The sequence below is a fragment of the Candidatus Chlorohelix allophototropha genome (assembly GCF_030389965.1).
GTDB classification, from domain to species: domain Bacteria; phylum Chloroflexota; class Chloroflexia; order Chloroheliales; family Chloroheliaceae; genus Chlorohelix; species Chlorohelix allophototropha.
This window is the reverse complement of the sequence record NZ_CP128402.1, coordinates 102,585-116,802: the sequence shown is the minus strand read 5'-3', so window position 1 is coordinate 116,802 and position 14,218 is coordinate 102,585. Positions and strand designations below refer to the sequence as shown.

Genomic DNA, 14,218 nt, shown 5'->3' with positions numbered 1-14,218 from the left:
GATAGATAATGGATAAACCAATACGACACATACTTAGTCTTTCAGGTGGTAAAGACAGTGCAGCATTAGCTATATATATGAGGGATCGTATTCCTGAAATGGAGTACATTTTTCACGATACAGATAAAGAACTTCCGGAAACCATCGAATATCTGGGCCGACTCCAAGCTATTTTGGGTAAGCCGATTACCAAAACTTCCAGGGTGGATAATTTCGATCATTGGCTGACAGTTTACGGTGGCATGTTACCTTCGAATCACCGTCGCTGGTGCACAAAAAATCTTAAACTAAAACCTTTTGAGCATTACGTGGGCAGCGATCCGGTTATTAACTATGTTGCGTTACGTGCTGACGAGAAACGTACAGGTTACATCAGTACCAAGCCAAATATCCAAACTGTTTATCCTTTTCGAGAAGATGGGTTAGTAAAAGCTGATATTTTTCGTATTTTAGAGGAATCTGGGCTTGGACTCCCCCAGTATACAACCTGGGGTCGCACCCGCTCCGGTTGTTTTTTCTGTTTTTATCAGCAAAAAATAGAATGGGTACGTCTTAAAGAAACACATCCTGATTTGTTTGAAGAGGCCAAGCGCTATGAGGAACAAAGTGTTTTGCATGGTGAAGAATTTTTCTGGCAAGAGTCGGAGTCTCTGGCCAGTCTTGAGCGCCCTGAACGCATAGCCGAGATAAAGGCAAAATGGGAAGCTTCGCAAGCACGTAAGCTTACACAACGTAAAAATCTCACTTTAGTCGAAACACTTGGTGGTGTAGTAAATTATGAGGAGATTGATGAACCTGAGGGATGTCTTATTTGTTCAATTTAACCTTACCTTTAATTGATTAAGTGGTAACTAATGAAGGATCTAAAGACACAGGCATATAATTGGATTCGCTTTCTCCGGCAATATGGGCCAGTTCCGCATAATGAAAACATGTATGATGAATTTATCAGGCGGTCAGCTATGCGTGCAGGGGTGGTCCCACTCCAATTCGAACATCCCGCAACCGAAAATGTGCTAGAAGCAATAACAGGATCGCAGCCAGTCTCTGTCATACTTACAGGTACCGCTGGCGATGGTAAAACACATCTATGCCGACGTGTTTGGGAAGCCGTTGGTGGCGACTCAAGAATGTGGCAATCCCCTAGCCCATACCTGTCTGTTCAACTGAGCAGGAGCGACAGATTATTGCATATGGTACGAGATTTAAGCGCATGGTCACCTGAACGCGGAATGCCTTGGGATCCAGTAAAAACAGATTTACTACAACGTTTTAGCTCTTCACTCTTTGAGAACAATAGAGATGAGTTATTTCTAATTGCTGCTAATGATGGGCAGCTTATGGAGGCATGGCGTCGTCTTGATCCTTCCAAATATATGACGCAGGCGCAAGAGGTGCTTGAAACACTCCTTGTTGAAGATCACCAGGAACAATCAGGTGTCGCTCTACGACTTTTTAACCTTAGCCGGCATCATTCGGCAGATCTCTTTGAGCGTGCGCTTCAATGTTTCTTAGAAGCACCAGGGTGGGAAATATGCCGTTCTCTCGAAAGTGGGTCTAGTGAGTTTTTCGGCTCAGAGTGTCCTATCAGACACAACCTGGAGTTACTAGCAACTCCTCTTGTACAAAATCGACTACAGGATTTATTCTCATTGTGCGATTATAACCAATACCACCTTCCAATACGACAGATTCTTTTGTTACTGGTTAATGCAGTTCTCGGTCATCCAGATGCCAAAGATCAACTTATGAAGGCAAACGATGTACCTAATATTATCCGTAAAGGAACTGTTGCTAAAGCAAGTCTTTACAATAATCTTTTGGGAGGGAATTTATCGGATACGCGTCGTGAGTCTATCCTTGTCTTTGATGCTCTCAACCGATTCGGGATAGGATTTGAAACCTCTAATCGCATTGATAACATACTCATATTTGGTGATACTGATGAACTTTTACAGCCCTATTTCAATCAATATATAAACACCGATAAATTTTATGGAGCTGATCCCAGTTATGCTGCTGCACAGCGGGAATACATAGAGGGAACAGATGAAGATGAAGAACGTAGCTCCAGATTTTTACGAATGCTTGTCAGTCAGCGAAGAGGCCTTTTCTTTAAAATACCTCATAGCGAAGCAGCCGACATGCATCTATGGGATTTGACTGTTTTTTGCTTCGCTGGTGAATACCTTGAACAAGTCGTGAGTGCCTTGGAAATGGGGAAACGGGTAGCCCGGACAATCTTAGCAAGACTTGTTCGTGGCCTTAATCGAGTATTCACAGGAATGTTAGTCTCAGATGACCGAGATCTTCTGCTGGCTACAAGTCTGGCGCTGTCACAAGGTAAGGTAAGTAGACTTTTAGAGGAACGCATATCGGTTGAGCCACGACGAGGTGAAAGGGTTGATATTATTTTGCGTGAAGATGGAACTGTACCTCTGTTAGAGGTAGCATTCAGCCGCGAAATCAGTTGCACATTTCCTCTCTATCTTACCCGTTATGAATTTCTCAGTCGTGTTGCACAAGGGGCTTTACCAAGTAGTTTCTCAAAAGAATGTTATGAAGATGTGCTTGCCTTTAAAAGCCAATTACTGACTGCGTTAACTAAACGTCAAATTCATGATGGAGAAGAACAGAACGATGCATCACTTGCCTTTAGACTTTTAGAAGTCGAAGAAACAGGCAAGGTTACAGTACAGAATCTAGAGATTCGTGAAATGTAATATTATAGGAATAAATGGGTAAGAAGAAATGCCGTCTACTTCTGAAACTAAATCATTCAACACCGAACAATCCGCCATTACACTCTGCCCAGGTGTCTGGACTGGTGTATTGGATACCTTGCCTTTTGTCGAATCACCCTCAGGACTCCGCCCAAATAAAAAAGATCATAAAATTGATCTATGGCTAGATGAACAGATTTGGGGACACCGCATATGGGATTCACAAAGTCCCTGGCTTGTTTTCCTTGAATTTTTGAATGTTGCTGAAGCACGCCATCGACAAGGGCAACTTTTCTCAGATAACGCCCCCTACCCCTTACGCTATAGGCCACGACAACGCATGTATCTGCGCAATATTCTTTTCAACAATGATGAAGTGTTCCGCATTGCTGAAGAGCAAGGGGATAGTGGAAGAGCCTGGCAAAAATGGCTCAAGAGTATGGAAGATTCAGCGCAAGGCGTGCCAGAGCGTGATTTTTCATATCTTAGAGAGCGCTTTCATTCGTTTGATGAGTTTGCGAAAGTAGTTCGTATCATTCGAGGCACGGCGGTAGAGCGGGAAAGCAATAAACGCTGGTCTTCGCGATTTGTTTTCCCTTTTGGACAGAATTCACTTTACATCGATCTCAATATCAACCTTAACGGTCAACCAAGTCGCGAATATATTAATTTTGGTCGGAGTGGAGAAATTCTTTATACAATGTTATCTCGCTCGTCCTATCGTAGTGAGTTAACAAATTCCGTTCGAGTTATGGTTGAAGGAAGTAATCGATGGGATAAACTAGTTGCGTCATTACAACCGGATGATAAAAATGACCAAGAAGGTGAAAACAAGAGTTGCTTTTTACCATATCTTTATCATCCTGTATATGACGATCTTGCACGAGATTGGCTCGCTATTTACAAATTACAGTTGCCTGCGTTCGACGGATATCCACATTTGGTAACCCTTTCCGCACTGCATTTATTACGCTACCACCTAGCGGTCGCATCAATTTGGGCAGATAATAAAAATCCATTCTATTTGGTTTGTGAAATTATAGCCCCGAAGAAAACACTTGTGCGAGAGATCGCCTTGGAGAGTTATGGTCTTAACAATGGTATATCTACCCAGGCTGCTGAGTTTTTTGTTGAACGTATCCGCCAATCCCATTCTTGGCAATCGGCTTTAACTGAAGGGGATTCAGGTGCATATGTGCGTTGCTTAAACGTTGTGCGAGAGGCGGTTTGGTGGGGCGACGACTACAAAGGAGCTAATGACCCAGATAAACTATTAGACGAGTTAAAGGGAGAGATTCGAAAGGGTCATAAGCAGCATGTAGCGCAAGTTCATCGTAGTTATGGCAGAGAAATTGGTCTTATTTCAAGGAGGGGAACAACACGTTTTCGTTACGCTCCTACAGATCAATTGATAAAAACACTCTTATTCGCTACAGTAGATCGACGTATGGAGTTTGATGAGTTTTTAGCCCATCTGTTTAAGAAATATGGGTTAGTGATCGGTGACCACGAAGCTGAGCAAGTGCTATCTACAGAGGAATTCGACCGAAAAGCATTTCAGGCTAATGCACGTCGGTTAGAGCAGAGGTTAGCTAGTTTAGGTTTGCTACGTAGACTTTCAGATGCATGTGCTTATGTAGAAAATCCCTACGGGAGATGGAAAAATGACTAATGAGCAAACCCCAGCTTCAACAACTGATAGCACACAAAAAGTATCTCAATCGCGCGAGATACTCCTAGGGAATGTTGTTGCCTCGTATCTGCGCGAACGATTAGATGACGATGATGCAAGTGGAAATATAAGTGGAACAGCACGTTTCATCATTGATTGTTTATCACCGATGCAGACCGCGGCAATCGCTCAGGCAATCCTGGCTGACCCCCATTTATCAGAGCAATTTGACATCAAACTGCCCAAGCACTTCATGTCTGGATTTGAATTGCCTTCAGAAATACTCACAGAAGAAAGGGCGACCTACTTTCGAAACGCCCCCTGTGCGAAACCAGCTTTGTTACTTGCTAATACTGGTGACGACGAGGAACAATCCCTCCGTGAAGTAAGTTCTATTGGGGCTCCAGATTTGCTGGCTCGAGCAGATCTATGGGTTTTGGCTGCGTGTAAAGATTTAGCCATTTTAGACGATGTCCGGAGATGGTGGGAAAAAGCTTTAAAGGGTCTCAACGATCAGAATTTCGTAAACCTTGACCGGTATGCAAACTATGTATTACGGACAAAAAAGTTAATTGAAGAAGAGGGTCTTCCTTTTGACGAAGCCTTAGATTCAGCGCTACCTGCGCTTCGGCTGCCTAAAAAAGCCGGTCAATTCCGGGGAATGGCACCGGGTACGCGTGGCCAGGTAGCAAAGTGGCGCGCTCAGTATAAAATGGTTCAAAGTAAGTACTCTTGCTACCTGATCAAACAAAATCCCTCTGGGGTCATGTTAAATGAAGATGAATTAAGAATAGCGTTCGAGCGGGTTAAAAACGATATTCCTGAGAAATATCATCAAGTCATTTCTGATTTCATTGCAGCACCGGGAGGTTGGACCCCACAATCCGCAAACTTATCCGAGTGCGAATGGGAAGATATTAGACCACTCTTTGATGGTCTCAGACGGGAGAAATTCAACCTTGGGAAAGCGACTTTGGATTTTTATAAGGAGCGTAATCCAGAATTATTAACTACGATAGAGTTGGATTACATTGAACGCTTAAGCAGGCGTCGTAGTTCCGAAGCGGATATTGAGGATGATCGCCAATTTTATGATGCTCACCGCGATGAATTGCGTGAAGATCGCAAACTTAAATCTGCCTGGGATCGTTTCGTTTTTGGAACCCTAAAGGAAACACATGATTTTCTTAGCGGATTAGTTACTTGTATGGAAGGTTTTAGCTGGGAAACACCATGTACTAATCGTAAGCTGCTTATAAGTTGCGATAGTCTCTACCGTAAAGACTTAAGAAACCTAAATGTTGATGCCGGTCTCTATTTTGCAAGACGCTATGCGGGTCTTAAAGAATTGCTTGGTCGTCATGTTGAGTGGAATGTAGGCGCGCTTTTCAAGTTTCCTGACCTTATCGAAGAATGGAAAGTTCGTGGGCAGCAGTTGAATCGTTCTGAAGCAAAAGCAACTTTACAACTAAAATTCTTCGTTACCCTTGAATTTAAAACTCTCGATGGGGCAGATGAACAAGCTGTCGCTCAATTCATTTGGCGATATAACCCTCAATGGATTGCAAGCGAGTTTGTCAATGATTGGAATCGGTTGGTGACAAAACCGTTCATCATTTGTCGGGCCAATCGCGAGTCTACAAGTAGTAAAGGAGCAGCACAGAATGTCGATCTCTGGAATGTTCGTACGCTTATGGCAGCCTATGGGCAAGATAGAGGTTCTCTAGTTGGTGTATATAAAAAAGCTAACGATCTGAAATTTTTATGGCATTCAAAATTGGATGAGGCAAAATCGAAAAATCTAATAAGCGTGAGTAACGCTGAACAACTTGCTACAGAATTTGAAAGATTTGCACGAGAATATGAGGCAGCTGTTATAGATTTTAAAGTAACTGGGCTCTCCTCATTGAAACTCGAAGATCAGGTTACCACATATGGGACACTTCTTGAATCAATTTGTTGTCTGGCTCAGGGTGATCGTAATCGACAATTGCTTTTACGTCCGATCCTTCAACTAGGTACTGTAGGCGTTGAAGGTGGTCGCCCTACAGCAATTATTGCCCCCTGGCATCCATTACGCTTAGCAGCAATGGCCCGGAAAGCACGTCGTTTCGCAAATGTTATACGCACTTTACTGACAACACAAGAAATTGAATTTGGCGATCCTCGGCTTTTCTTTTCAGAGTTGCGCGAGGAGCTAGCACATATACATTATCCGGAAGTTGTACTTGGCTGGCAAGATAACCAACCTGAGCTTTTAGCTCTAACCGATACTGCTGGAGACTACTCACTTCATGAGTCACCTCTTGCTGCGGATGCTGGTGCAGATGATACAAACGAAAATCCTTCTGAGGGTGCAACACTGGTAGTAGAGCTTGTTCAACGCTACCTCAAGCTGCATCCACATGAACAAGCTAATCTCTCGGTAGTTCTTTATAATTGCGATTCTTCACGTCTGCCTCTGGCAGTTGTAGATAAATTTGGACGTCTTTATCAAGATGATGAGGACACTCGTTGCCAGATTGTACTTAGACATCGAGATCCAAAACAACTCAGCTGGTTATATGAACAGATCGTGGATGCATCGGATGGTGATGGGGGGGATAGATATGTTGCAAGCGAGGCTACACAAGATTTTATGGCTCGGCTACGCATTGGTATCTCAGCAGATCAAGCTCCGCCTCCTGACCCCTTAGATGGTTGCCCACAAGACATTGTTTTTCTTCAAGATGTGATTGCACGCCATGCTCGTCTGGATTGGTATTTAGTGAATTCTCAACCTGCTGATCCAGCATCATTAAATCCTGCCCAATGGTCTCGTCGACGTCCAGCCACTATCGGTGATATGAAATCAACAGTATATCTTTGTTGCCCTGTTCAGCGAGCTGAAGCTTGGGCACATCTTACTGCAGTAACAACATTCTTTAAAGGAGATTGGAATAGTAGCCGTGAAACACGCCTGTTACCAGCACGGCAACTCGACTTTCGCGACAGCACAACTGCAAAAATTTTTGAAGAGACTCACAACCTTGCTAGCTGGGTGGTTAATTACGACGAACTGCTTGACCGGCGTCAGCTGATTGAGCAGAAAGTACAAATCATCCGGTACAAACATATAGCTACGCAAGGGCGTAACTTGATTATCTCTTCTATGGCCCCCATGGGTCTTTTACGCTCTATGGTGGTGAATCGCCTCCGGAATCTTGATTTGGGAATTAGCAACAACGATATAACTGAACTTGCTACCCGCTTTATCAATGATGCAAATGATGTATCGGGGGATATTGTTTTACGTGCAGCGCAACGAGGGCAGAGCGCCAGTGAGTTAATAGGTATAGTTTTAAGCCGATATCTCATTAGCTACGAACTTGGTCATAATCAGAGTGTTGGTTGGTTTTTCCTGGATGACTATGCCGATTGGCTGGGCCAAAAGGAAGAGCAAATTGCGGATCTGCTTGTATTACATCCGACGTTTACGCCGGAAAATAAAATGCTCCTGGTAGTGATAATAACTGAGGCTAAGTATATTGACTTTGGCGGTCTCGCTAGCAAACGTAAGGAATCTCATAAACAACTACGTGATACCCTTAAGCGTGTTGCAGGCGCTGTTATTTCAACACCCCCGCGTTTGGACCGTGATATTTGGCTAGCACGCCTTTCAGACTTGTTAGTGGATGGAATACGTCTTCCTTCTGGGGCCCCACTAGATTTATCAAAGTGGCAGAGAGCAATTCGTGATGGACAGTGCATTCTTGAGCTCCGTGGATATTCTCATGTGTTCATATCTGGTCCATCTGATGCAGTAAATATCTCCGCGCACATACGACTGCCTGAAGCGAAAGATGGTTTTGACGCTCATCAGGAGGTATTTGGCCGCGATCATGTGCGAGAATTGGTCCTGCGATATTATCATCGTGGCGATCCAATGGGTGTAAGGCGTGAGATTGATGTCAATTATTGGGATTTAGTTACGAGCAATAATCACTATAGACCTGGTCAATCCCAAAGCTCTATAGATTACCAAAGTGGGAAGGTCACTAATAATGATAGAAATCAAAAAAATGATATAGACGTAAATATTCCTAGTGATTCATTTGTAACCGAAAGTCATAATTCAGCAGTAGAAAAAATAGAAAATACAAATGACTCCGCCATAGTGATTATTGAGCCAGTACCCAGTGCAGATAAGCTCAAAACGGATAGTGAGTCAGGGGTTCGAGAATCTCAAAAATGGGCATTTCCTAGTATACTTAAGTGGATTCAAGAAATCCCACGTGACATCAAGGAAAGTGAAGAAGACCAGTCCTGGTTACGACAGGTTGAAACAACTACAAAAATTGCCTTACAGCAGTTTAAGCTACAGGCAAAACTTGTTCATAGTGTATTAACTCCAAACGCAGCGCTACTTAAATTCCAGGGTAGTTCACTCCTTACAATTGATCAAGTGACACGGCGAAGAACAGAGTTTCTGACGACTCATGGTCTCAACTTAATTGGTGTACAACCGGAGCCTGGTGTAGTGTCACTATCAATAGCAAGACCCGGCCGTCAAACAGTATCATTACGCCAACTCTGGCAACGATGGACACCCGACGTAAAAAATGGAAACCAGGACCTACTTATTGGTGTCCGTGAAGATGATGGAACATTACTTATCCTTTCCCCGGGCAGCGATCATGCTCCCCACACTTTAATTGCTGGCACAACTGGTAGTGGTAAGTCTGTTCTAGTACAAAATATTATACTAAGTATCGCTGCAACTAACCTACCTGAGCAAGCAAGAATCACGATAATTGATCCAAAGCAGGGGGTTGATTACTTCACCTTCGAAAGCCTTCCTCATTTAGACGGTGGGATTATTGACCAGCAAGATACCGCTATTAACCGCATCCAAACTTTAATTACCGAAATGGATAATCGCTATGTACTAATGAGGAAAGCTAGAGTTCAAAATTTTCGGGCATATAATGAGAAAGTTAGCTCTGGAGAACGATTACCAGCCTTGTGGCTAATTCACGATGAGTTTGCTGAATGGATGTTATCTGACGAGTATAAGCAAGAAGTTTCCTCGTCTGTTCAGCGTTTAGGCGTAAAGGCACGTGCTGCGGGAATTTATTTAGTGTTTGCGGCGCAGCGGCCTGAAGCCAATGTTGTCCCAATGCAATTACGAGCGAATTTAGGTAACCGTTTAATACTTCGTGTAGATTCTGAGGGTACCTCTGAGATTGCTTTAGGAGAACGTGGGGCAGAGCGCTTACTTGGCAGAGGGCATTTATTAGCTAAACTTGAAGGCAATCTTTCACTTGTATATGCCCAAGTACCGTATGTAACTCCCGATGAGATTGACGATCTTGTAAAACTTTTACGAAGTGATAATTTGTATTGAGACCCTTTTATAATTCGGTTTTTAACAGTATTGGTGCTGACTTTGGGTTCTGTCTCACTTTTGCTGATTTTGAAACCTTGGTACGTATATAAATAGCGGAATAATTTAGCGGTAAAATGATATCTCAAAAAGGAGAAAACCATTTCAGACCTTAGTCTCTTGCTGCCTGCCCAAGTTGGATTGGTGCTCGAAACCATTGACAGAGAAGTTGACCAGGAATCGTGGAGTATAGGAAGAGAGAATGCTATACTATTTCACGAAAGGGGCAGAAATGGGAGAGACACAGAAAGAGTATCCAGTAGAATTTAAGCGAGAAGCAGTGCGGTTAATGGAAACCAGCGGTAAAACAGCCGTACAAATCGCTAGAGAACTGGGAGTATCGGACAGTGTGCTATACCATTGGCGTAAAATATTGGCCGAAAAAGGGGAGCAAGCCTTTCCTGGTAAGGGTCATCAAACTGAGGCTGAAGAATAACTCCGTCAGCTGCGAATGGAGAATGAACGACTGCGGATGGAAAGGGATATCTTAAAAAAAGCCAGAGCCATCTTCACGCAGAACCAAAAGTGAAGTTTCAGTTCATTTATGAGCACAAGCAGGAATTTCTGGTAAGGTTAATGTGCAAGGTGCTGGTGGTTTCTGAAAGCGGCTATTACGCCTGGCGGAAACGACCAAAAAGTGCCAGAGCCAAGGCTGACCGGGAACTGGGAGCAGAAATTGAGCCTATATTCGAGCAGTCCCGGCAAACTTACGGTAGTCCCAGAGTAAAGGCGGCGCTAAGGCGTAAGGGGATAAACTGTTCTAGGAAGCGGGTAGCCAGACTGATGCGGTTGCTGGGGCTAGTCTCCTGTCATCGACGTAAGAAGCGCAAGGTTCTAACGACTAATAGCCAGCACAACAACCCGGTGGCACCCAACCGGCTAAAGCGGGATTTCACGGCTACCAAGCCTGATGAGAAATGGGTGGGAGATATTGTCAACAGGCGTTTTAAAGTGACCCACTAACCAGCATAAAAAATGACCCACCTCAATGTCTGCAATTCAGTTTCTAAAACCATACAAGCATTGCCAACTACCGAAAAATCAATTGTCGGGAGGAGGGCAATCAGCTGTATAGCTAATAATTTCATTCTATCTTGCCATTTGGTATGGTGGGCTTAGGTACAAGCGACAAAGTCTCGGTATTTTCTAATCCGGCTTGGCGTTTCTCTTTTAACCTAAAACTCGCCCCACGAATGTTTATCACCGTGGCTCGGTGAAGTAGGCGGTCAAGGGCAGCACTAGCCATTACTGCGTCTCCTCCAAAAAGCTGAGCCCACTCACCAAAGGGCTTATTGGAAGTTAACACCAGGGAATGCCCTTTTTCGTAACGTTTGCAAATCACCTGAAATAAGAGGCCAGCCTGAGTTGCATCCAGGGTCAAATAGCCCATCTCATCAATAACTAGCAGCTTGGGTTGAGTTAATACATTGATCTGGCGGTGCAAACGGTTTTCATCGACCGCTTTAGTTAAACGCCGTGCCAGGTCCATCGCCGTGGTGAAGTAGATCCGATGTCCCATTTCTGCGGTCATAACGCCAAGACTGAGGGCGAGGTGGGTTTTGCCTACGCCAGGCGGACCCAAAAAGATAATGTTGCGTCCTTCGTGGAGGAACCGACCAGTAGCCAGTTCGTCAATTAAGCGACGATCAAGCCCTGGTTGAGCAGTAAAGTCAAACTCGTTTAGGCGTTTGAGATAAGGCATATTAGCAAACCTCAGAATTGTCTCGATTGTCTTACGCTGACGTTCGCGCAACTCTCCTTCTAAAAGGTAACCTAGAAAGTGGGTATAACTCCAATTTTCGGCAGCGGCTCGCTGGCTGGCTTGATCCAACTGGTTGAGCGCGGTCTTGAGACCCAGTTGCTCCAGCCCACTAACTGCCAGATGTTCGTATGTTTGGCTCATCAGATTACCTCCTCATAACTAGAAAGGGCGGGAGCCAACACAGTTTCATTAAAAGTGACTTGCCAGCGGTGGGCTGGAGCGGGAGGGTTGCCCAGCGAAAGTTTCCACAGCGCCTCCAGATGCGCTTTTTCTGCTATACACAAACCTGGTTTAGCGGCCTGAATATGTTCGGCAATGATCAGGTTGTTAGAACGGATCACAATTCTTTGCTGTCCTTGGCGCACCTCTACCAACACTGTTTGCCCAACGTGTTCGGGCGGTACACTATAACGACTACCAGCCCAATGTACAAAACTCTCTGCGCTGACTTTTCGCAACTCTCTAGAAGTGATCTGGTAAGGAGGAAGGGTCTGGTAAGCGCCTAATTTTGCCTTTTCTAGCTGCCATAAATCTACTGGACGGTGACCAGTGGTAGCGTGAACCCTGACATTAGCCGTTTGTTCAAGCCAAATCCGACCTTGGCTATTTAGATCAACCAGGTCAATAAAAGTACGCCCTGTGAGAAAATTATCTTTAACGTAATCTACCATACGCTCTATTTTGCCTTTGGTACGCGGGCGGCGTACCCGGTGAGTTTTGGGAACCAGCCCGTAGTATTGGGCGAAATCCAGGTAGAGTGGGTTGAATTGACCGGGTGCTAATTTAATCTGTTTCATATTGTCATAGAGGATCGTAGCCGGAGACCCCTCAAAATATTCAAAAGCGTGTTTATGGCATTCCAACAGTATTGGCAATTCCATTGAGGTAGTGAATTCTAGATACAACATTCGGGAGAAACCCAGTACAATTACAAAAGCATAGATAGGAATGGTTTCGCCATTTGGATCAAGGAAACGGTCACAGTATGCCCAATCCGCTTGCGCCTGTTCTCCGGGTGGGGTCTCAAAACGAATGGTGGCTTTGGCTAAAGCTTGACGACGCGGTTTGAGGGATTGAAGAAAGCGTCTGAGTACGTCAATTGAACCGGTATAGCCCATCGGTTTTATCTCTTCCATAAGCCGAACCGCCGAAAGTGGATACTGCTTAAACCGATTTTCCAAATAGGGCTTAAAAGGATCAAGTTTAGAACTGCGAATTTTTCTGGAGATTTCGTGGGTCGCTCCCGATTGCTGACGTAAGATTTTGCGAACAGTATTACGGCTGTAACTGGTTTGTTCAGCAATAGCTCGAATTGAAAGCCCTTGCTTTTTGAGCAGCTGTACGTCCATCCTTTCCTCCAACTTCAGCATATTGTTCTCCTTTTACGGCCTTTGGGCTTTGATTAGGGAGAACCAGTTTGATTTAGTTAGGGAGGTGGGTCAAATCTTTACGCTTGTTTCTGGCTCATTATTTCACGCTTGTTTTCAATATTACCGGGGTATGGACTAATGAAGGTTGGTTGTACCTAGCAGCCTTGTTAGATATTTATTCCCGCAAAGTAGTGGGTTGGTCGCTGGGTGCCAACCGGGATGAAGCGTTGGTGGAAAGAGCCTTGGTTATGGCATTGGAGCGACGTAAACCGGGAAAGGGGCTTTTACATCATACCGATCGGGGGAGCCAATACACCAGTAGGGGTTACCAAGGATTGCTGGAGCAGTACGGGATCGAAACCAATATGAGCCGAAAGGGTGATTGTTGGGACAATGCACTCATGGAAAGCTTTTTCGGGACGTTGAAAGTGGAATGTACGGATCGTTATAAGTTTGAGAGTAGACGCGAAGCCAAGACAGTTATTTTCGAATATATGGAAGTGTTTTACAATCGGAAGCGGCTACATTCGGCGTTGGGTTTTATGACACCAGTGGGGTTTGAACAGCTAAATGTTTGACTATTCTCACACCCCACTAAACCGGGGCAAGTTCAAATCCAACTAACGCTCGTCCAGAAGAGAGTGGGCGTCACCATCTTTCCCACCCGTTACCTCTTATACCGCTTGATACTGGACTTAAAGCAGTGTAGCTTTCACCTTGTCGAGACTGCTCTGAGAAACACTCCGGTTTGATGGAACCCTTGTTTTCCCTTTATACCGCCGTGCTATGTTCCCTATTGGCTTTTCAGTCTTTAGGTAAGGCGTTGAGCAGTTCCCCTACCCACAGGGAACAGAGTCTTGACCCCACTGAGGTAATGTCCCTTTACGGGCGCACGGGCTATGAGGTAACAGGCAAGGCGGCTTAGAATGTAATCTTTTACTTCGCGCTGCGCTCCTGATCCAAGAGTGACCATTTTACCGGCGCCAGTAAAATGGTCTTTTGCGATTTGTCCTACCTGTTCGCAGGCGGTTATACCGCGCTTAATAGCGACTTCAAAGTTTTGCCACTTATCGTAACCAAGTAGAGGAGCCAGGTCGCGGGCACTCCAGTATTCAGCCCCGTAGGGGCTTATCTGCTTTATTCTCTCAAAATCAAGAGTTGTCGGGATTTCTTTACCCATCTAAATTTCCTTTACGGTTAACAGGTATATAGAAATAAAGTTTTTCTCATAGAACAATTATACTAGAAATTCAAGGGTATTTTCAA

9 protein-coding genes and 1 pseudogene are annotated in these 14,218 nt (G+C 44.5%); 7 read left to right on the top strand and 3 right to left on the bottom strand.

Annotation, left to right across the window (positions count from 1 at the left end; translation table 11 throughout):
• Positions 1-8: 8 nt before the first annotated feature.
• The 6 genes and pseudogenes from OZ401_RS24995 to OZ401_RS24970 all read left to right on the top strand — a co-directional run.
• Positions 9-824 (top strand): phosphoadenosine phosphosulfate reductase domain-containing protein, encoded by an 816-nt coding sequence (locus tag OZ401_RS24995; protein ID WP_341472274.1) that lies wholly within the window; start codon positions 9-11, stop codon positions 822-824.
• A gap of 363 nt (positions 825-1,187) precedes the next feature.
• Positions 1,188-2,723: a hypothetical protein gene (locus OZ401_RS24990; protein WP_341472273.1), complete on the top strand. Its 1,536-nt coding sequence runs from the start codon at positions 1,188-1,190 to the stop codon at positions 2,721-2,723.
• 28 nt (positions 2,724-2,751) lie between these two features.
• Complete coding sequence (locus OZ401_RS24985; RefSeq protein ID WP_341472272.1) at positions 2,752-4,395, top strand: methylation-associated defense system protein MAD7 family protein; 1,644 nt, start codon at positions 2,752-2,754, stop codon at positions 4,393-4,395.
• Positions 4,388-9,781: an FtsK/SpoIIIE domain-containing protein gene (locus tag OZ401_RS24980; protein ID WP_341472271.1), complete on the top strand. Its 5,394-nt coding sequence runs from the start codon at positions 4,388-4,390 to the stop codon at positions 9,779-9,781. The genes OZ401_RS24985 and OZ401_RS24980 overlap by 8 nt, the downstream gene beginning before the upstream one ends.
• A gap of 271 nt (positions 9,782-10,052) precedes the next feature.
• Positions 10,053-10,256, top strand: a complete 204-nt coding sequence (locus OZ401_RS24975) for a transposase (RefSeq protein WP_341472270.1) — start codon at positions 10,053-10,055, stop codon at positions 10,254-10,256.
• A 59-nt stretch (positions 10,257-10,315) separates the two neighbouring features.
• Positions 10,316-10,783: pseudogene (locus OZ401_RS24970) on the top strand (IS3 family transposase); the annotation flags it as partial.
• Between the two features lie 121 nt (positions 10,784-10,904).
• Here OZ401_RS24970 and istB read toward each other — a convergent pair.
• The gene (istB, locus tag OZ401_RS24965) at positions 10,905-11,723 is read right to left on the bottom strand and encodes an IS21-like element helper ATPase IstB (protein ID WP_341472268.1); all 819 of its coding nucleotides are present in this window, start codon (positions 11,721-11,723) and stop codon (positions 10,905-10,907) included.
• Positions 11,723-12,952, bottom strand: coding sequence for an IS21 family transposase (gene istA, locus OZ401_RS24960; protein WP_341472267.1), 1,230 nt, complete (start codon positions 12,950-12,952; stop codon positions 11,723-11,725). The genes istB and istA overlap by 1 nt, the downstream gene beginning before the upstream one ends.
• A gap of 83 nt (positions 12,953-13,035) precedes the next feature.
• Between istA and OZ401_RS24955 the strand changes: the two genes are divergently transcribed.
• Positions 13,036-13,530: an IS3 family transposase gene (locus OZ401_RS24955; protein ID WP_425607652.1), complete on the top strand. Its 495-nt coding sequence runs from the start codon at positions 13,036-13,038 to the stop codon at positions 13,528-13,530.
• A gap of 233 nt (positions 13,531-13,763) precedes the next feature.
• On the opposite strand, the gene OZ401_RS24950 is transcribed toward OZ401_RS24955, so the two are convergent.
• Positions 13,764-14,132: a BRO family protein gene (locus OZ401_RS24950; RefSeq protein WP_341472266.1), complete on the bottom strand. Its 369-nt coding sequence runs from the start codon at positions 14,130-14,132 to the stop codon at positions 13,764-13,766.
• Positions 14,133-14,218 lie beyond the last annotated feature (86 nt).